Source organism: Acinetobacter lwoffii (genome assembly GCF_024129735.1).
In the GTDB taxonomy this organism is placed as follows: Bacteria; Pseudomonadota; Gammaproteobacteria; order Pseudomonadales; family Moraxellaceae; genus Acinetobacter; species Acinetobacter lwoffii_H.
Genome location: NZ_JAMXXK010000005.1, coordinates 16,486 through 36,656 on the forward strand (window position 1 = coordinate 16,486; position 20,171 = coordinate 36,656).

Consider the following 20,171-nt stretch of genomic DNA (forward strand, 5'->3'; position numbering starts at 1 on the left):
GGAAGTATTAAAATGTCCAAATTAGTCACTCTCTGTGCATTATTATGCACTTCTATGACCAGTTTTGCCGGCTTGGAAACCCTTAATCAGCAAGAATTAACCGATACAGTGGGGCAGGGTGGAGCGGACCTGAACTGGACTTTATCCTTAAACCATATTTATGCTACCGATCTGACGAAAGATACCATTTCCAAACTGGGAAGCGATGGCAATCCTTTAGAAGTATTTTATGTGCTCGATCCGACCACTTGTGGGGCAAGTAAACAGTTTTGCCGTTTAGCAATTGCACCGAATAATCATATTGATGCTAATGGAAATAAAAAGTGGTTAGTGTTTAAAGGCATTCAGGGCACAATTCAGATTGATAAGTTTTCAATTGATGGAACAACCATCATTAATCACCGTAATGAACCACAAACGGCAATGAACATTAGATTTTATGATGATCAACCTTTGAAAATCCGTAACTTAGGTTTTAATACGGTTTCGATTGAAACGGGCACAGGTGCTGGCGCCTTAGAAGGTTATGCCAATACAGGCGTTTATAGTACGTATACAGGGCGTACCTATAATGCCGATGGAACTTATACAACCGCGCCCCAAGATGTTCCTTCGTTTGATCAAGGTGCTGAAAAAGGATTTATGGGGTTGAACGTTCATGGAAATCTGCATATGTCAGGCAATTTGAAAATATTTGGTTATAACTGTACAGGTGGAGCACAAAGTCGTTGTTAGTAACAACGTCAAGTACAGCATAAGGATATAAAAATGAAAAAAACAACAATAAAGTTGAAATTGCTAACAGTATGCATGTGTCTTATACAACAAGGTTATGCACTTGAAACTATTGAAGAGCAAGAATTGAGTGAAGTTACTGGACAAGATGGTATGGTGATTACTCATGAAATTTCTAAAGCCAGTATTGCTCAAGCCAATTGGTATGATCCAAATCCAACTACCAATACTAAAATGGGTTTAGGTCTACATAATGTTGAGATTATTGGCAAAGATAATAAACCAATCATTAGTCAACTTGAAATAGATGTAGGAGCGACTTCACAAGGGGCAGGACTTCGGCTTGCTGCAAGTGTTTCACCATTTCAAGCCACTGCAGATTTAAAGTTGGTAAAGATCGCCTGTACGACTAATCCATGTAGTCAATCTGCGAATAGTATTCGGACTGCGGGTACTCAATCTAATCAAAGTTTGGGGGCATTAGGGATTAGTACCTCTACACCGCTTAGTGTGCTATTACAAACCAGTGCAGGTCTATTTAATAAAGATTCAATTGCCAGTATCGATTTTCAGCTTAAAAATGCCACGATTAGTCATAAATTAGGCGAAAATAGTCTGATTTTGAATGACTTTAACTTTAACTTCGCGGGTCAAGGGTATATGTACATTGACCCGGATGAAGGCGTGGTACTGACCACACGAAATGGCAACCAAGATCATTATGTGGATCTAAAGCGTGCTGAAGATATTACCGATATCGCGGCTGACCGGGTTAATCCGACGAATCCTGGGGTTAATATTGACTTGCGTTATAACACGCCAAATAACGAACGCAAAAATATTATGCGTTTAGGAGCTTCGGGTGCAGTCACTAACGCAAGATTATCCATGAGTGCAGATCAAACTCAGATCGGTACTTTTGATGTTAGTAAGAAGGTGAATGGTGTACTAGAACGTCAGGACAAAACTGCAACAGGTTACAGTGGCCTGGCCGGAGAAGGCGGGTTGAATCTGGGCTTGTCTGCAGATTTCACAGGTGCTAATAGTACTGGGCTTCCAGCAAATATGGCACCTACTACGCTTGAAATTGGTCATACTGGGAAAGGGAGTCATGCCGTCCAATTTTCCAATATTAGACCATTGACTACACGTAATGTCGATGACATCTTGCATGGTAAAAATGCCTATATTGACTTCGGTGATATTTATATCAATACCATTACTGCTAAAAGTCTTGATTTTATCATTAATGAAAATATGCGAAAGACTTTAGGTGGGAGTGAGGTGCTTAAACAGACGCTCAGCACTTCAGCGGCTGGGGATGACTTTGCACTTATTGCTATACGAGGCATGGACTTTCAGGCCATTGCTGCGAAGGCACGGTTTATTTCAGATAATTCGCTCAACGAGCTGGGTGGGGATGGGGGCTCATGGGGGATTGGTATTCCTATCTATAATTTAAATGCCAATGTTGCATTATCTGGGACGACCTATGGGCTAGACAATAAACAGGCCATTGCCTATAACATCATGGCATCGACTGAAGGTTACGGAATTGACAAAAAAACCGGTTTGCCAAGCACTACCTCAATAATATTGATTGATGGCAAGAATGGCGATCATGGTGAGGCAGTTAATTATTATGCCGGCTTTAGGAATATCGATGCTCTGATCAAGTCGGAAGGTATTATTGGCTATGAAGATGAAGGTATTTATATTCGTGCTGATAAACTACTGATTGGAGCCAAAGCTGAGCTTGCGATTGGTCAGTTACCAGGGTCTAAATATAACTGTACCAGTGCATCGGTCACTAAATGCGGGGCCTATGTGCCTCACGATAATTTTTCCAAACGTGACGATGTTCTGACTAATATCGCTTTTAAACTTGATGGAAATGGTGAACTGCTGATTATTCCTGGGGTAGATCCAACCGCCAGTTCTCCAGATACCAACTTCTTGTCACTTGAGGCAAACTTTAAATTTAGGCCACTCACATCAGAAGAAAATACAGATAAAGATAATTTAGGTAGCTATTTCAGTATTGCCAATGAAGATATTGATTCAACCGGGGTATTAAAAACTTCTTCGATTAATTTTAACCGGATGGAAGGTCATTTAGGTGTCAAAGCAAAAGTTCGTTTCAGTGCAGATACAGTGACTTTGGATAATCAGGTCAAACTCAATTATGAAAATAATATTGCAACACCATTTAAGACCAATTTTGCCATGGCGACCAATGGCAATATGCAAAACATGGCAAGTATTGCACTGACGGGTGGAACCATACGTAGCACGATGGGAATCACACCACGTTAATAAGAATATAAGGACGTTAAAATGAAAAAAATATTTTTGAATAGTCTGGCTTTGGCAATGTGTGTGATTACACAGCAAAGTTTTGCAATGACAGCTTTAGATGATGACGCTTTATCTGCAGTTGATGCGCAAGCATTATTAAATCTAGAAAATGCTTATGATTCATCTCAAGGGATTAACTTTCATAAGCTGAGCGTTGAGGCTTTGATGGAGTTGAACGTTAATATTAAAACTTTACAGCTCGGTTGTGGTGGAAGTAACGGTGGAACAGGCTGTGATATTGATATTTCCAACTTAGCATTAAGTGGATTGAATCCCAGCTTTGATGCTGAAGGGAATCCTGTCTTTTCCGGTGATCGGGCTAATACTAGTGCCAGTATAAATAATCCTTTTATTGAATTTGCGATTAAAAATGGCGGAAGTGCCTCTACCCGAGAAGTAGTGGGTTTTCGCTTAGGTGCAGATAAAATTGTCGGGCTTTTGACCATGGGAACTGATAACGTTGAGAATCCGAATGATGGTCTCAAAAGTTTTAGTGGCTATATGAAAATGGCGCAGACTACGGGCGAGTCTGTAACAAAGGCCGGAACTTTCGGTAATGCAAGTGATCAAAAAATTCAAGGGAATTTAAAGGCCTTGGGGCAAACACGTGAATTTATTAGTAAGCCTGGTGCTGAGGGCCATACTGGAATTACTGTGCCTTCCATGCGGGTGGACTTTACCATGCCTGAGACTATTGTAACCGGACAACGACTAAAGTCGGCAACTGTGACGAATATTCGTTCCAGTATTACCTCGATTCCTTTGGCAGCGCCTATATCTGGCGCAACTTTGCCAAACGATGTAATTGGTACACCAAATTTCTCAAATGATAAACTATACGTGGAGTTTGACCCATTAATTGACTTTCTTAATTTGGGAACTCATTCTTTCTTTCAAATGGGGGCCGGTTCAAGTCTGGATAATCTGAATATGGACATTACCTTTGTCCAGGCTTTGAACATGATTCATAATATTCCTTTAAATGGTACAGGCGGCTATTTATCTTTACAAAGTCAAAATGTACATTGGCAAGGAGCAGATGCAGCTGATATTGCCAAACCAGGTTGGTGGATGTCTTTTAAAGATCCGATCCAACTAGGGGTATTAAAAACCACAGATGAAGTGGATATTTCATTTGTATTACCTCAAGTTGCCACAGCTATTTCAGAATTCCTGTTACGTCCTGAAAATTTGATTAATGTAAATGTAGGTGAAGCTGTAGGTTCGCTTGCAAATGTGCCAGTCGTACGTAAATTAAATATTGATGTCGGTCAATTTACTAACTACAATGGTGGAACTCCCGCAACCTTAACCTTAATGGATAAGTTGCTACAAAACCAGAATGTGACTTCAAACTGCTTTGGTGGGCATAAGTTCTGCTAGTTTATAGCCATAAAAAATCCCGCATTACGCGGGATTTTTTATAAGAGAGCGAAATTATTTAGCAATCTTCGCCAATAATTCTTCTTTCGAGATATTTACTGATTCAGCATCACGGCGGCCTTTATATTCAAACGTACCTGCATCCAAGCCTTTTTCGCCAATTACAATACGATGTGGAATGCCTGTAAGCTCAAGATCAGAAAATTTCACGCCCGGACGTTCATTACGGTCATCGAGTAACACGTCAAAACCTGCAGCTTGTAATTCAGCATAGAGTGCTTCCGCAGCTTCCATAGTTCGTGGAGATTTGTGTGCATTCATCGGCACAATAGCAACTTCAAACGGTGCAATGGCAGTTGGCCAGATAATGCCCTTCTCATCAAAGTTCTGCTCGATTGCAGAAGCCACCACACGCGTCACGCCAATACCATAACAACCCATGGTTACAGTGAATGGTTTGCCATCTTCCCCCAAAACTTTACAACCCAACGCTTCAGAGTATTTTTGACCTAACTGGAAGATATGACCGACTTCGATACCACGTTTGATTTGAAGCGTACCTTTACCATCTGGAGATGGATCGCCTTCAACCACGTTACGTAGGTCATAAACTTCAGTGAACTGCGCATCACGTTCCCAGTTTACACCTGTTGCGTGTTGATCTGCTGCATTTGCACCTGCAACAAAGTCAGACAATACAGATGCTGCAAGATCAACAATAACGCTTACACCTTTTTCGACCAGACCTTGAGGACCGACAAAGCCAGCATTTAAGCCAAGGGCTTGCAGTTGTTCTTCAGTAGCAAATGTTAAAGGTGCAGCAATTAAAGGATGTTTTTCAGCTTTAATTTCATTCAGTTCGTGATCGCCACGAAGGAATAAAGCAACCACAGGTGCATCTTGACCTTCTTCAGTCGCAACACCTTGAACCAATAAGGCTTTTACTGAATGAGCAGGGTTCGTACCCAAGAATGCTGATACATCTGCAATGGTTTTTTGATTTGGTGTATCTACCAGTTTGAGTTCTTGTGTAGGTGCCGCACGTTCACCGACAAGTACTGCTTCTGCCATTTCAATATTGGCTGCATAGTCAGATTCAGTCGAGAAGGCGATATCATCTTCACCGCTTGAAGCCAGCACGTGGAATTCGTGAGAACCTGAACCACCGATTGAACCGGTATCTGCTTGAACCGGACGGAAATCTAAACCAAGACGGTTGAAGATTTTGCAATAGGCTGCATACATGTCGTCGTAGGTTTGTTGCAGTGATTCCTGGTTGGCATGGAAAGAGTAGGCATCTTTCATGATGAATTCACGTGAACGCATTACGCCAAAACGGGGACGAATTTCGTCACGGAATTTGGTTTGTACCTGGTAGAAGTTTGCAGGCAATTGCTTGTAGCTTTTTAATTCGTTACGTGCAAGGTCAGTGATCACTTCTTCATGCGTCGGACCCAGAACAAATGGGTTGCCATGGCGGTCGTTGAAGCGTAAAAGTTCAGGGCCGTATTGTACATAACGACCTGATTCTTCCCACAAAGATGCAGGTTGAGTCACCGGCATATAGACTTGAAGTGAACCGACTTTGTCCATTTCTTCGCGAACGATCGCTTCAACTTTATTTAATACGCGAACGCCCATCGGCAACCAGGTGTATAGACCTGAAGCCAACTTACGAATCATACCGGCACGAAGCATCAGCTGATGGGAAATAACCTCAGCATCGTTCGGGGTTTCTCTTAACGTTGCAAATAAAAAGCGACTCGCGCGCATGGAAACTGTCCTAAAAAATTAAGCGTTAAAGCAGGGATTATACAATAAAAAATGAGGTGAGCATTTGGGAATGTCACCTCATTGTGTTGCATTAAATTATGCCATGATTTTACGTGCCTGACGCAGCATAAAATTCTTAAAGTCATCCAGGTAGGTAAAGATCACCGGCACCACCACCAAGGTCAGCAGGGTAGAGGTAATCACGCCACCAATCACCGCATGCGCCATCGGTGCACTTTGTTCGCCACCTTCACCTAGCCCTAGGGAAAGTGGCACCATGCCCATGACCATCGCGCTGGTAGTCATCAGAATAGGACGCAAACGGGTTTTACCAGCGGCAATAATCGCATCATAGCGGTTTTCACCGCGATCCATGGCTTTCTTGATAAAGTCGATCAGCAGAATCGCATTCTTGGTTACCAATCCCATCAGCATAATAATGCCGATAATCGAGAACAGGTTCATGGTTGAGTTAAACAGGAACAAGGCCAGAAACACGCCAATCAGTGACAATGGCAGTGAGGCCATAATTGCTGCAGGATGGATAAAGCTATTGAACTGTGAACCGAGCACAATATAGATAAAGACAATCGACAGGGTAATCGCAGTCAGTGCATAACCTGCGGATTCTGCCATGTCGGCATTGGAGCCTTGAGTGTCGAAACTATAACCCGGTGGCATATCGAAATTTTCTTGCAAGCGGCTGATATCCGTCCCGATGTCGCCTGCAGGACGTCCTGAAGTATTGGCCTCGACCAGAACTTCACGAGCCAGATCACGTCGGTTAATTTGTGAAGCGCCGAGCTTTTCTTCAAATTTGGCCACGCTCGAAAGCGGAATCAAAATAGGTTGATTATTGGTATCCGTTTTATTCGAGGTGATAAACATATTCTGTAAATCGCTAGGCAAGCTGCGCTGGTCTTCGGTCAGGCGCAGATTCACATCATAGGTTTCACCTTTTTCATCCTGCCAGGTGGTAACATCATCACCGGCAATCAGCGGACGCACCACATTGGCAATCTGATTGACCGATAAACCTAAATCACTGGCCAAGACACGATTGATCTGTACATCGAGGGTCGGCTTGGGTTCTTTTAATGAAGTTTCCAGATCGACAATGCCATTAATCTTCGCCATTTCCGTCATAAAGCGATCAGAAATTTTTTGTAGTTGATCCAGATCTGGGCCTTTGATCGAGATCATGATCGGCTTCTGGCCACCTGAAACGGTTTCATCGGCGGATGCCACCGAGGTAATGCTGATTCCTGCAACCGATTGTAGACGCTGACGGAATTCATTATTCAGGTCATTCAGGGTCTTTTCGCGTTCGGTACGCGGCGTTACAGTCACCCGTAAACTGACATGGTTTTTACCGCGGTCAGTTGCGCCATTAATCACTCCATAGGTGGCTTTGACCTCCGGATGTTGACGAATAATCTGATCCACCTGTTGCAGTTTGGCCTGAGAATATTCAAGCGATGAATCGACCGGTGTTTCAAACTTGATCCGGATTTCGCCTTTATCGGGAACCGGTACAAATTCGGTGCCGATCAGTTTGGATAAACCCAGAGCACCAAATAATGAAGCCACAGCAATCATTAAGGTAATTAATCTGAAGCGCAATGCCAGTTTTAATAATTTTTCATAGACATGGCTTAAGTTATCTAGCTTGCCAGAGATCCAGCTAAAGAAACGTTTCACCCGACCTGGTTTTTTGTTTGGATCTTTTTTCTTTTCTGCCCAGTGCGCAGAAAGCATCGGGTCCAGGGTAAAGCTGACAAACATCGAGATCAGAACGGCCATACTCACCGTGACCCCGAACTGGTAGAAGAAACGACCAATAATTCCGCCCATAAAGGCCACAGGCAGAAATACGGCGACAATGGTCAGTGTCGTGGCCAGCACGGCTAAGCCAATTTCTTTGGTGCCATCGAGTGCAGCAGTCACGTGATCTTTGCCCATGTCGGTATGCCGGACAATATTTTCACGCACCACAATCGCATCATCGATCAGCAGACCAATACTTAGGGACAGCGCCAACAAAGTCATCATATTGATGCTAAAACCAAAGGCCCAGATAAAGGTCAGCGTACCCAAAAGTGCAATGGGCAGGGTTAAGCCGGTAATCACGGTTGAACGGAAAGAACCCAGAAAAAGTAGGACAATCAGCACAGCCAGTACCGCACCTTCAATAATGGTTCGGGCTACATCGCCAATGGTGCCGCGGATACTTTTAGAGGAATCTACCACTACTTGTAAAGTAGTGCCTTGAGGAAGCTGCGCCTCAATACTTTCTAAAGCTGCGTAGCTCTTGTCTACTACTTCAATGACGTTTGCATCTGAACTACGCAAAATGTCAATCGCCACTGCGGTTTTACCATTCAGAAAAGCTGCGGATTCCAGCTCAGCCTGACTGTCTTGAATATTAGCCACTTGTCTGAGAAAAATCGGTATGCCATTTTTATTGGCAATGACCAGATCGCCGAAGGCAAGGGGATGCAGCACTTTGGAATTGATTTCAATGACCAGTTCCGAATTACCCGATTTAAGCGTCCCCCCCGGGACTTCAATATTCTCGGCCTTTAAGGTGTTAATCACACTGTCCACACCGATGCCAAAAGCTTGTAGTTTTTGCGGTTCCACCTGAATCCGGATCTGGCGCTGCGCATCACCAAGCAGGTTGACCGTTCCGACTCCCGGGACTGTGCGCAATTGTGGCACAATCCGCTGGTCCAGATAGGAACTGAGCGCTTTCACATCCATATTGTCGGATTCAAATACGATCGACATTACCGCATTCGCCGTCGGGTCATAACGTTCGACAATCGGCTCCTGAATTTCATCACGGAATTCAGCAGTCACAGAGGCGATTTTATCCCGCACATCTTGAGCTGCAGTGGTCGACGTGACATCCAGATTAAATTCGGTGGTGATGATGGACAGGCCTTCACTGGATTGGGAAATCACCTGTTTTAAACCGGAAATGGTATTGATCTGATCTTCAAGTTTTTTGGTAATTTCCGATTCAACCGTTTCCGGAGAAGCGCCCGGATAGTTGGTATAGATCACCACAAAAGGGAAATCGACATCAGGAAATTCTTCAACGCCCATCCGCTGCCAGGAAGCCAGTCCCAGTACCATCAAACAGAACATCATCATGATGGTGAAAACCGGATACTTCACACTAATTCGGGTAAACCACATGTCAATGATCCTGTATGAATGGTTTTAGTTGGCGCGAAGGGTGACAGTTTTTTGCAGATCGGCTTCGCTAAACTTAACCCGGCTGACCTGATCGCCATTTTCCAGTCCTTGAACCACGGCAATGTTGTCGCTATAACGCTGTTCTAGAACCTGAACATTGACCTTGATAATTTTATTCTGGCGAATCACCCAGACATAGGGTTTGCTCTGGATATCCTGGACAGTATCTAATGGAATCAGCTGGCCAGAGATCTGTTGTGAACTCAGAATGTTGCCTTCGACAAAGGAGCCAATGCTAAGTGAGGGAATTGTTTCATTTGGCGTGGCAAAGAATTCGATCTGGCGACTGGCCTGATCTGCGATCGGGGAAATCCGGCTAATTACGGCAGTGAGCCGATTTGGGTTCCCTTGAATAGTGTATTCGACCTGACTGCCCAGTTTTAAACCTGATTGCAGATCACTGGGTACGCGTGCCTGAATTTCCAGTCGTTTTGGATCAACGATTTCAAACAGGGTTTGTCCAATCGCCACGGTTTGGCCGGGTTCAACCTGACGCTGGGTAATCACGCCACTGATCGGGCTGGTCATGGTGCCATCGCGATCTGCTTTCTGGGCAATATCGACATTGGCTTGCTGGGCGCGGACATTTTCAAGCTGGGCCTGATAATCGACCTGACTTTGTTCATATTCTACTTTTGAAATAAACCCCTGATCGAGCAGACGCTTTTTACGCTGCATCATGTTGTGCGCCTGATTGGCTTGCGCTTGAGTTGAGGCCAGATTCGCACGCGCCTGTGCCAGACGAGCTGCATTGTCCTGATTATTCAGGCGTACCAGCACTTGTCCCTTGGCAACTGTTTGACCTACCTGTGCGTTTACGCTGGTGGCAGTAGCAGAGACCTGTGACTGTATGCTGCTTTGATTGACTGCACGAATGGTGCCGGTGAATGCGGTTTTTTGAACTGAATTGCCAGATTGAACTGCAACTAGATCTTGAGGAATGACTTCAATGGATTTGGCTGTTTCGGTTTGCTGTACGGGTTCATTTTTATCACAAGCCACTAAAAACATATTTAAGCAAAGTGCACTCATGATCAGGATAGAGCGCGGGGAAGGCATATTTAAATCATGAGAATGCGGTGCAGTTTGCATATGAGTCCTTTTAGCTGGCTATGGATCAAAACCACGGCTAGCTATTTGTATTTATTCAAGTGCTTTTAAACGGGCGATAATTTTGTCGTATTCTGCTTCCAGATTTCGATAGCGACTTTGTAAAGATTGAATATTTTCTTTCTGGGAAGCGAGATTTTTCTGGTTATTGTCTAATGTTGTTTTCAGCTGTGCCGGTGGGGTTTTACCTTTACGTAAATATTCACGTTCCTGACGCACAAACATGACCCGATCTTTTTGCAGTTGCTTCATTTGTTCTTGCTGAAAATCAATCTGTTTTTTTAACTGGACCAGGCTGTCATTCTTTTTCTGTAAAGCGGTCTGGCTATTGTTATAAGCACGCTTGAGTTTATGATCTTCGGCAATTCGCTGCGCCTGTTGGGCACGTTGTGGCGCTTGCCTGATATCCGCTTCGGCATTATAAGGACGGGCACGCTTAATCACCTGCATATTCTGGTCAAGTGCTTCATAGCCATAACGGATATGATTTGGCGTGACATTAGTACTGATATTGGCCACACCCTTGCTGTCATAATAACGATACCAAGTGGCTTTTTGCGGGAGTTGGTTACTACTCGCACACGTTAAGCTCACCTGTAACAGTAGCAGCACAACAACAATGAATTGACCAGTCATTTTATTTTTATCAATGACAGCAAGTTTTCTTAAAAACTGACTCATCATTGGCTCCCCGAATTTAAAGTTGACTAAATTACTTATTTTAAAGTAATAATCTTGTTATATTAGACTTAAATTTATCAATAAAAAACTACCGTTAGTCAAAAAAAAACCAATAACGATAAGAAAATGTGAAGCTGTTATTAAAAATAAATGATTTTGTCTACTTGTGTAGAAAATGTTCATTGATAATACAAGTGACTTTATGTTAAAAATGTTTATCGATCGTAATAAAATAATCCTATGAGCCTTATGGCATATAGTTTCTAAAATGGGAAGGGTTAAACAAATGGACGATAAATTCCAAAATCTAAAAATTATGGTTATTGATGACTCAAAGACCATTCGTCGTACTGCGGAAACTCTTCTTCAACGCGAAGGTTATGAGGTCATTACTGCAGTAGACGGTTTTGAGGCTTTGTCAAAAATTGCCGAAGCAAATCCAGATATCGTTTTTGTAGATATTATGATGCCGCGCCTGGATGGTTATCAAACCTGCGCCTTAATCAAAAACTCTCAGAATTACCAGAATATTCCTGTGATTATGCTATCGAGTAAAGATGGCTTATTTGATCAGGCCAAAGGTCGTGTCGTGGGTTCAGATGAATACCTGACTAAACCTTTTAGTAAAGATGAATTGCTCAATGCAATCCGTAACCATATTAGTGCTTAATATTTGATTTTTTTGGGGAATTGGCATGGCACGTATCCTAATTGTGGATGACTCACCGACAGAAACTTTTCGCTTTAGAGAGATTCTTTCTAAACACGGCTTTGAGGTGATTGAAGCAGCCAATGGCGCAGATGGCGTCACCATGGCACAGGCAGAATTGCCGGACCTAGTCCTGATGGATGTGGTTATGCCGGGCGTGAATGGTTTTCAGGCGACCCGCCAGATTGCACGTGGTGCAACGACCAAACATATTCCAATCGTGATTGTCAGTACTAAGGATCAGGCCACTGACCGTGTATGGGGCAAGCGTCAAGGCGCAGCGGATTATCTAACAAAACCAGTCGATGAAAAACAATTAATAGATGTAATTAAGCAGCACCTCAATGCAGGATAAGCTCTATGGCAGCAAATGGATTTATCGAATTGCTTCGCATTGCGAAACGTGGAAATAAAAACTACGTTTCCAATGGCAATGAAGTTAACCGATGGTCGGGCATTGCTTTTGAGATGATGGGGCAATATTTTGTTGCCCCGCTGGGGGAAGTATCAGAAGTGATTTATCCCCCAGAATATACGCCGGTACCCAAGACGCAAGCATGGGTGTTGGGTCTGGCGAATATCCGGGGAAGACTGTTATCGGTTTCTGATCTGACGCAGTACGTATCAGGGCAGAGCAGTCAATTTTCACCGACTCAAAAAGTATTATGCATCAACCATAATGACCAGTATGTGGGTTTGGTCGTAGATCAAGTTTTGGGTATACAACATTTCAATAAGAAAAGTTTCTTTTCGAAGAAATCTGAATTGGATAAAAACTTACAAGAATATTGTCAGGGGTTTTTCCATCAGCACAACCAGCAGTGGCATGTGTTTTTATTCAGTCGTCTGTTGCAAAATCCAAAATTTATGAACGCATCTATAAAATTTATAAATTAAATGTCGCGCTCGAAAGTAAGCAAGGCGTCAACCGGGGAGAGGCTGCATGGGCTTTAAACTTAAAAAGAAAAATACAGGTGAGAGCACTGGCCGCAAAGGCGGTAATGCTTTTTTAGCTAAGATTCAAACGCAAGTAGATCAGTTATCACGTGTATTTGGTGATAGTGAAAAATCAAAACCGCTGATCTATGGAGCAGCAGGCTGTCTTTTAGCCGCACTGATCACTTTATTGTATCTTTTTTATAGTGTTCCACGCACCAACGAACTCACTCAAAGTCTGGGTGATTTGCGTCTCCTCTCGCAAACGATTTCGCGCCAAGCGACTGAAGCGACAGCTTCGGGTACGCCTGAGGCCATGAAGAACCTCACTGACTCGCAAAAAGCTTTTGCTGAAAATCTTGAGACAGTTAAAAGTATTCACTCTAACAATGATGCTTTGCAAGCTGTTGATAAACAGTGGACAGAAGTATCCAGCAGTATTGATCTGATTACCTCGCAACAAAAGATTATTAACCAGTTATACGACACCAACATCGCGATTGGTGAAGCGATTCCGGGGATTCAGGCGGAATATAACTTGATGGTCGACCAGATGGCACGTCAAGATATGCCATCGAACCAGGTGGTTATTGCCAAAAACCAGGTATTCATTGCAGAACGTATCTTACGTTCAATCAGTTTGGTACTGACAGGTAATGATGGTTCACGTGAATCTGCGGATGACTTCAGTGCCGATACCGAAACTTTTGGTTCTTATCTGAATGCACAGTTAAATGGTTCTGCTGAACTGGGTGTACAGCGTATTGCTGATCCAACCCTGCGTGAATCTCTGGAAGGCATCAAGGCTGAATATGATGACGTACTGGAATCTGCATCAGCGATTATTCTGAAAAACTCTACACAGATCGTAAAAGTTCGTCAGGCAGCCGCATCTATTTTTTCTCAATCTGATGTGCTTTTGGACAACCTGAATAAATTATCGGGTAACTCAGGTCTTAAAACGGTTGTTCCGGCAGTCCTTCTGATCGCATTATTAGTCGGTTTCTTGCTGTGTGTATTCAAGTTACTTTCTCTGCGTGGCTTGTCGGATAAGCAGCGTGTAGGCCGTTTACAAGAAGAATATGACCGTAACCAGAATGCGATTTTACGTTTACTGGATGAGATCGCCGATCTTGCAGACGGTGACTTGCGTTCATATGCAACAGTATCTGAAGACTTTACTGGTGCAATTGCCGACTCGATTAACTTTGCGATTGACCAGTTACGTGACCTGGTATCGCGTATTACTGAAACTTCACAAGAAGTTGCGCAATATACTGCAACTACACAAAGCATTACCAACCAGTTAGCTGAAGCATCTGAGCATCAGGCACAAGAAATTGCTGGTGCTTCTGCAGCGATTAACGAAATGGCACTGTCGATTGACCAGGTATCTGCCAACGCCGATGAATCAGCGGTGGTAGCAGAGCGTTCAGTACAAATTGCTGCAAACGGTGCGGATGTCGTACATCGCTCGATTGAGGGTATGGACACGATTCGTGAACAGATTCAGGAAACTTCAAAACGTATTAAACGTTTGGGTGAATCTTCTCAGGAAATTGGTAACATCGTAGCCTTGATTAACGATATTGCTGACCAGACGAACATCCTGGCATTAAACGCAGCAATTCAGGCATCGATGGCCGGTGAAGCAGGTCGTGGTTTCGCGGTCGTAGCCGATGAAGTACAGCGTCTTGCGGAACGTTCAGCTTCTGCAACCAAGCAGATTGAAGGCCTGGTAAAAACCATTCAAACGGATACGAACGAAGCCGTTATTTCGATGGAACAAACTACATCGGAAGTTGTACGTGGTGCGAACTTGTCTAAAGATGCCGGTGTAGCACTAGATGAGATTCAAACAGTATCGAACAACCTTGCGAAACTGATTGCGAACATTTCTGATGCTGCGAAACTGCAGTCAGCATCTGCAGGTCATATTGCGACCACGATGAATGTCGTACAGGAAATTACCTCGCAAACCACCAGTGCAACCTTCGATACAGCACGTTCAGTATCTGAACTGGCAAACATGGCCGATGCATTACGTGAATCTGTATCTGACTTTAAACTACCAGAATAAAGTCAGACATGATGGGGAAATGTGTCTTGACCGCGGTTGAGACACATTCAGAAAATACAGATAAAGCCTCGACAAGATGTACTTAACTTCATACGTTAGGTATCGCGTGACGGTCACAATTAAGTTTGAGCGCCCTTCTTGGCGGCATAACGTAAGAAGCATGAGCTATGAAAGAAATATTAAAAAATTTAGTTGAAACGACAACGCTTCCTGAAGATAGTTATCTTGACCAAGATGCAGAAATTCTTGAAATTTTTGTTGAGGAAATCGAAGAGATCTTCGTTGAGTTAAATGCTTTATTTCCAGAATGGTTGAGCAATCCAGATCATCAAGAAAATCTGAAGACCATTCGCCGCCATTTTCACACCCTGAAAGGTTCAGGCCGCATGGTCGGGGCAAAATCGGCAGGGGAAATGGCCTGGGCGGTTGAAGATACCTTAAACCGGGTTTTGTCCGGTTCGATTCAGCTAACACCGACGGTACAGAAATTTGCCCAAGCGGTACTGAATGTCTATCAATATGCTTTATATCCAAAATTCAAACATGTACAGCAATTGGATCTCGATCTGCGTCCAATGGTGCTGTTGGGACAACAATTACAACAACAAATTTCGCCTGAACCTGCATTGGAAGAATTACTGGCATTGGCAGATCATTTGACCGCTGAAGGTCAGATGACAGGTCTTGAGCTTGCAGACAATGAGCCAAGTGAAGTTGAGCTAACAATAGCGCCAGTAGAAGTACCGGTTCGCAGTGATATCGAAGAAACTGTGGCGATCTTTATTGAAGAAGCAGAAGAGCATCTGGATACGATTGCTACCTTCCTTCGCACTGAAGATGAAAAATCACAAGATTATAATGCGCTGATTCGTGCGATTCATACTTTGCGCGGCAGTTCATCCATGGCGCAGATTGACCAGATTTTTGAAGCCAGTTCCAAGGTGGAACATCTGTTCAAAACTTTGCTACAGGATGAAATTGCTTCTACTTCAAAAGAAACTGCTTTGCTGATTCAGTATGCGGAGTTCGTGAGTGACTATCTGCACCTGCTACGTCAGGGCAATACTGCAAAACTGGATGCGGTATACGCCACCTTTGAGCGTGTCTGGCATGATTATGGCTTTGCAGTTACTGAAACCAATAGCATTCAGACGCAAGGCTTGGTGTCCAAACTGGTTGAGCTGGATATTGATCTGTTATTGGATGCCGAGTTTGAATTTGATAAACGCGCCCAAGTCGATTATCCGGAATATATTCAGGCACTTAGCCAGCAGGCTGCAGAATTGCTAGCACATACAGAAAGCCGGGCAGCGCAGGGAATTCATGAATTCACTGCCGATCTGAAATCGGCTTATGATGCGCTGCTTGAAAAGCCAGTACTGCTAAATAGCGATTATGCCTATGAATTGTTCGCACAGGCGCACCAGGAATTTATTCATTTATTTGATACCTTGGCCGCAGGACAGCGCGTCATTCTGAATGATGAAATTCAAAAAATACTCAGTGAACTGTCTGCATTTGTGCAGCAGGATCTGGAAATATTTGCTGAAGATAATACCAATCAGAATGTTGAGCTAAGCTCAGAGGCCACACAGGTGGCTGAAACTGTTGCGACTGGCAGTGTCGATTTTGCTGGCTTGAGCCAACGCATCGCTGCGGATCGTCAGCAGCAGCAAAGTACTGAAACCAACCGTGATTTTGATGAAGAATTATTAAGTATCTTCCTGGAAGAAGCGGATGAATTGCTCGCAGGCATTGATGAAGATCTGAATACCTGGAGCAAAAAACAGGATGATACGACTTCACTGAACAATCTGATGCGTCATTTGCATACCTTAAAAGGTGGTGCAAACATGATTGCAGCTTCGCATATCGGTTTGATTGCGCATGAACTGGAAAGTATTTATGAGCGTGTGATCCGTCAGCAAATTGCCGTGACACCTGCTTTAATCCAAATTATTCGCCTAGTACAGGACAACATTTCCGATCGTATTCAATCGATTCGGGAAGACGGTATTGATTATCCTGCACCAGAAGCGATTGCGATTTTGCAAAATATTCAGGCGCTGGTGTTTGGACAAGCTGTTGCTGCTGTTCAAAGCATGGGCGCTGTAGTTGAAGTTGCAGAGGTCGAAGCGACATCAATTTCTGAGCCGCAACTTGAAGAATCCACAGCGACTCAACAGCCTGCGACTGATCTGGCTGAAGCTGAAGAATTACTGGAAATCTTGGAATCTCCTAAGCCTATTGAAGACACACCAGTAGAACGTTCTGAAGAAGACGAGCTGAAATCGATTGTTGAAGAATCTTTCCTCGAAGAATCCGAAGAGATTCTGGCGAATGCCGAGAAGCTCCTCAGTCAATGGTTTGACCAGCGTAGTGACCGTAGTTTATTGCTGCAATTACAGCGTGCTGCCCACAGTATCAAGGGTGGCGCACGTATGGTAGATGTTGAAGAAGTGGCCAGTATTGCCTATGAGCTGGAAACGACTTTCGAACAGTTTGCGGTCTATCAATTTAACTCAAATGCCTATGATGGCTTACTGCAGAAAACGCTGGTCTGGTTAAGACAGGCGATTTTCCAACGCGACTATAGCGGTTTTGAGCCGCTGCACAGTAGTCTGAAAAAGATTGCTTATGTGGACGTTACTGCACAGTTGCCTGAGCGTCTGGCGAAAACAGATAATCTTGTAGTCAGCACCGACTTCGGCTTTGTTGAAGGTGATGGTACTGAACCGCCACGGATGATGGGTGAATGGGCGAATAGCGGTACCAGCGATAGTAATAACGAGATGATCCGTATCTCTGCTGATCTGGTCGAGAAGATGATTGACCTGTCCGGTGAGAACTCGATTAACCGTTCGCGTATCGAGATGGACCTGGGTCAGTTGGGCAATACCTTGAACGAGATGGAACTGGCGATCAAGCGTCTTGCCGATCAGTTACGTCGAATGGAAGGCGAGCTGGAATCACAGATTATTGCCAAACATGGTTCAGAGAATTCGCGTTATGCCGACTTTGACCCGCTAGAAATGGACCAATATTCCTCTCTAAACCAGCTGTCCAAATCACTGGCAGAATCTGCATCGGATTTGGTCGACTTCAAGAGTACACTGGCCGACAAGATTCGCGAAACTGAAGGTCTGTTATTGCAACAATCCCGTATTCAGGCCGAGATTCAGGAAAGCCTGATGCGTACCCGTCTGGTTCCATTTGATCGGATGTTGCCGCGTTTACAGCGTATCGTGCGTCAAACCTCGACCACCTTGAACCGTCCTGCAGAACTGATCGTACAGAATACCGAAGGTGAACTGGATCGTAACATTCTCGAGCGACTGGTCACCCCATTTGAGCATATGCTGCGTAACGCGATTGACCATGGTCTGGAAGATACTGCAGATCGTATCGCACTGAACAAGCCGGAAGTCGGTTCTATTGTCTTGAACATCAGCCGTCAGGGAACCGATGTAATCGTGTCCTTTAGTGATGATGGTAAGGGGATCGATGCGGAGAAGATTCGTGAAAAAGCGCTGAGTCTGGATCTAATCAAAGCGGATCAAGTCATTGATCAGGAAGAAATCCTGCAATTTATCTTCCATCCTGGTTTCAGTACCGCGAAAGCAGTGACCCAGATTTCTGGTCGTGGTGTCGGTCTGGATGTGGTACAAAGCGAGATCAAATCACTGGGCGGCCATGTGTCAGTGAGCTCGGAACTGGGCAAGGGTACGGTCTTTACGATTCGCGTACCGACGACCGTAGCGGTCAGCGATGCCTTGATGGTGAAAGTGGGCGATCAGCAATATGCGATTTCTCTGGCGCAGATTGACCGAATTGTGCGTATTGCACCGACCACATTGGAAAGCTATTTCAACAGTAAAGATGACTATTTCAAGATCGATGGCGCAAACTATAAGCTGCGTTATCTGTCTGAGTTTGTTGGCAACCAGCCGATTCCACGTCTGAATAATGTTGGTCATTCATTGCCGGTGCTGTTGATTAAAGGTAATAGTGGTCAAACCATTGCCTTGCTGGTCGATCAGTTGGTCGGTTCACGAGCGCAGATTGTAGTAAAACCGATTGGACAGCAGTTTGCCAACGTCGGGGTAGTGGCCGGTGCCACGATTCTGGGTGATGGTCAGGTCTGTCTGATTCTCGATGGACAGAATGTTGCCCGCCAGATTCAGGCGACACAGCGTGTCAAACAGCTGAATGATCAGCGTGATGGTTCGCGTAATTCAAATGCACGTCGTCTGGTGATGATTGTCGATGACTCGGTGACTGTACGTAAAGTGACGTCGCGTCTGCTTGAACGTCAAGGCTATGATATTGTCACTGCCAAAGATGGCGTAGATGCGATCGAGCAGCTTGAAAACGTCAGACCGGATCTGATGTTGCTGGATATCGAAATGCCGCGCATGGACGGTTTCGAAGTGACCAATCTGGTTCGTCACCATGATATTCACCGTGACTTGCCGATTATTATGATTACCTCACGTACCGGTGAGAAGCATCGTGAACGTGCATTCAGCTTGGGCGTAACGCACTATATGGGTAAACCGTTCCAGGAAGCGGAACTGTTGGCCAATATCCAGCAACTGATTGCTGAAAAACAGAGGTAATATATGAGTCAGACCAATTCAAGCAATAAAATGGCTGATCAGATTAGCCAGCAGGAACTTCAGCATCTGATTACGGTATCGACCGGATTTATTGATGCCTATATTATTGACTGTCATGGCAAAGATCCGATGTTATTGCCACAAAACATTGTCCTGTCAGCACTGGATAGCAATACTCAGGTCAAAACTGTAGAATGGCATGAGGCACAGTTACCGGTCTATGCAGTGAATGATCCGTCACGTCAAAATGGGGTGGCACTGGTGATTGAGGGGGATGAAATTACTCAGCGCTTTGCCCTGATGTGTAATGAAATGCCGAAAACCATCCGGATTCGTATTTCCGAAGTGGTCGATGTCGATCAGCCGGTGAATGATCCTGCCATCTTTCAATATGTGCGCATGAACGAACAGCTGTTCCATATTCCGAATATGACCAATATTCAGGCTACAATCGGGCTGTAATCCAGGCTATAAAATATAAAAAAGGAACTCCATGGAGTTCCTTTTTTATTGCGTTATGAAT

The 20,171-nt window shown here is 44.2% G+C and carries 13 protein-coding genes; 9 read left to right on the plus strand and 4 right to left on the minus strand.

The genetic code is table 11. The features are described 5' to 3' along the window. Positions 1–12: 12 nt before the first annotated feature. Genes NI469_RS02545 through NI469_RS02555 form a run of 3 tightly spaced genes read left to right on the plus strand, consistent with a single transcriptional unit; the run spans position 13 to position 4,476 of the window. Positions 13–735, plus strand: a complete 723-nt coding sequence (locus NI469_RS02545; RefSeq protein ID WP_253174372.1) for a hypothetical protein — start codon at positions 13–15, stop codon at positions 733–735. A 33-nt stretch (positions 736–768) separates the two neighbouring features. After that, positions 769–3,051, plus strand: a complete 2,283-nt coding sequence (locus NI469_RS02550; RefSeq protein ID WP_253174373.1) for a hypothetical protein — start codon at positions 769–771, stop codon at positions 3,049–3,051. 21 nt (positions 3,052–3,072) lie between these two features. Beyond that, on the plus strand, positions 3,073–4,476 hold the full coding sequence (locus NI469_RS02555) for a hypothetical protein (RefSeq protein WP_004645847.1): 1,404 nt from the start codon (positions 3,073–3,075) through the stop codon (positions 4,474–4,476). A gap of 54 nt (positions 4,477–4,530) precedes the next feature. Here the strand turns inward: NI469_RS02555 and NI469_RS02560 are convergent, their stop codons facing one another. The 4 genes from NI469_RS02560 to NI469_RS02575 form a co-directional block, all read right to left on the minus strand. Beyond that, positions 4,531–6,249 carry a proline--tRNA ligase gene (locus NI469_RS02560; RefSeq protein ID WP_253148393.1) on the minus strand — a complete coding sequence of 573 codons (1,719 nt, stop codon included), beginning with the start codon at positions 6,247–6,249 and terminating at the stop codon, positions 4,531–4,533. Positions 6,250–6,345: 96 nt separating this feature from the next. Beyond that, positions 6,346–9,453 (minus strand): efflux RND transporter permease subunit, encoded by a 3,108-nt coding sequence (locus tag NI469_RS02565; protein ID WP_253174374.1) that lies wholly within the window; start codon positions 9,451–9,453, stop codon positions 6,346–6,348. Between the two features lie 24 nt (positions 9,454–9,477). Then, entirely contained in the window at positions 9,478–10,605 is a 1,128-nt protein-coding gene (locus NI469_RS02570; RefSeq protein ID WP_253174375.1) for an efflux RND transporter periplasmic adaptor subunit, read from the minus strand. Positions 10,606–10,656: 51 nt separating this feature from the next. Next, positions 10,657–11,304, minus strand: coding sequence for a hypothetical protein (locus tag NI469_RS02575; RefSeq protein WP_004645843.1), 648 nt, complete (start codon positions 11,302–11,304; stop codon positions 10,657–10,659). A 286-nt stretch (positions 11,305–11,590) separates the two neighbouring features. Here NI469_RS02575 and pilG point away from each other — a divergent pair, with 286 nt between their 5' ends. The 6 genes from pilG to NI469_RS02605 all read left to right on the plus strand — a co-directional run bounded on the left by pilG (position 11,591) and on the right by NI469_RS02605 (position 20,110). After that, the gene (gene pilG, locus NI469_RS02580; protein WP_004280711.1) at positions 11,591–11,974 is read left to right on the plus strand and encodes a twitching motility response regulator PilG; all 384 of its coding nucleotides are present in this window, start codon (positions 11,591–11,593) and stop codon (positions 11,972–11,974) included. Positions 11,975–11,999: 25 nt separating this feature from the next. Further along, complete coding sequence (locus NI469_RS02585) at positions 12,000–12,368, plus strand: response regulator (protein ID WP_004280710.1); 369 nt, start codon at positions 12,000–12,002, stop codon at positions 12,366–12,368. 5 nt (positions 12,369–12,373) lie between these two features. Next, a complete protein-coding gene (locus tag NI469_RS02590) occupies positions 12,374–12,910 on the plus strand; it encodes a chemotaxis protein CheW (RefSeq protein WP_004280709.1) in 537 nt (178 codons plus the stop codon). Positions 12,911–12,956: 46 nt separating this feature from the next. Further along, positions 12,957–15,029, plus strand: coding sequence for a methyl-accepting chemotaxis protein (locus tag NI469_RS02595; RefSeq protein WP_005106253.1), 2,073 nt, complete (start codon positions 12,957–12,959; stop codon positions 15,027–15,029). Between the two features lie 167 nt (positions 15,030–15,196). Beyond that, positions 15,197–19,648: a hybrid sensor histidine kinase/response regulator gene (locus tag NI469_RS02600; protein WP_253174376.1), complete on the plus strand. Its 4,452-nt coding sequence runs from the start codon at positions 15,197–15,199 to the stop codon at positions 19,646–19,648. A 3-nt stretch (positions 19,649–19,651) separates the two neighbouring features. Further along, positions 19,652–20,110 (plus strand): hypothetical protein, encoded by a 459-nt coding sequence (locus NI469_RS02605; protein WP_044111490.1) that lies wholly within the window; start codon positions 19,652–19,654, stop codon positions 20,108–20,110. The last annotated feature ends 61 nt before the right edge of the window (positions 20,111–20,171 follow it).

Bases quoted from the DNA above. Each gene is read 5' to 3' on its own strand.
- NI469_RS02575 (WP_004645843.1), bottom strand. From the start codon at position 11,304: ATGAGTCAGTTTTTAAGAAAACTTGCTGTCATTGATAAAAATAAAATG.
- NI469_RS02600 (WP_253174376.1), top strand. From the start codon at position 15,197: ATGAAAGAAATATTAAAAAATTTAGTTGAAACGACAACGCTTCCTGAA.
- NI469_RS02570 (WP_253174375.1), bottom strand. From the start codon at position 10,605: ATGCAAACTGCACCGCATTCTCATGATTTAAATATGCCTTCCCCGCGC.
- NI469_RS02560 (WP_253148393.1), bottom strand. From the start codon at position 6,249: ATGCGCGCGAGTCGCTTTTTATTTGCAACGTTAAGAGAAACCCCGAAC.
- NI469_RS02590 (WP_004280709.1), top strand. From the start codon at position 12,374: ATGGCAGCAAATGGATTTATCGAATTGCTTCGCATTGCGAAACGTGGA.
- NI469_RS02545 (WP_253174372.1), top strand. From the start codon at position 13: ATGTCCAAATTAGTCACTCTCTGTGCATTATTATGCACTTCTATGACC.
- pilG (WP_004280711.1), top strand. From the start codon at position 11,591: ATGGACGATAAATTCCAAAATCTAAAAATTATGGTTATTGATGACTCA.
- NI469_RS02595 (WP_005106253.1), top strand. From the start codon at position 12,957: ATGGGCTTTAAACTTAAAAAGAAAAATACAGGTGAGAGCACTGGCCGC.
- NI469_RS02550 (WP_253174373.1), top strand. From the start codon at position 769: ATGAAAAAAACAACAATAAAGTTGAAATTGCTAACAGTATGCATGTGT.
- NI469_RS02585 (WP_004280710.1), top strand. From the start codon at position 12,000: ATGGCACGTATCCTAATTGTGGATGACTCACCGACAGAAACTTTTCGC.
- NI469_RS02605 (WP_044111490.1), top strand. From the start codon at position 19,652: ATGAGTCAGACCAATTCAAGCAATAAAATGGCTGATCAGATTAGCCAG.
- NI469_RS02565 (WP_253174374.1), bottom strand. From the start codon at position 9,453: ATGTGGTTTACCCGAATTAGTGTGAAGTATCCGGTTTTCACCATCATG.
- NI469_RS02555 (WP_004645847.1), top strand. From the start codon at position 3,073: ATGAAAAAAATATTTTTGAATAGTCTGGCTTTGGCAATGTGTGTGATT.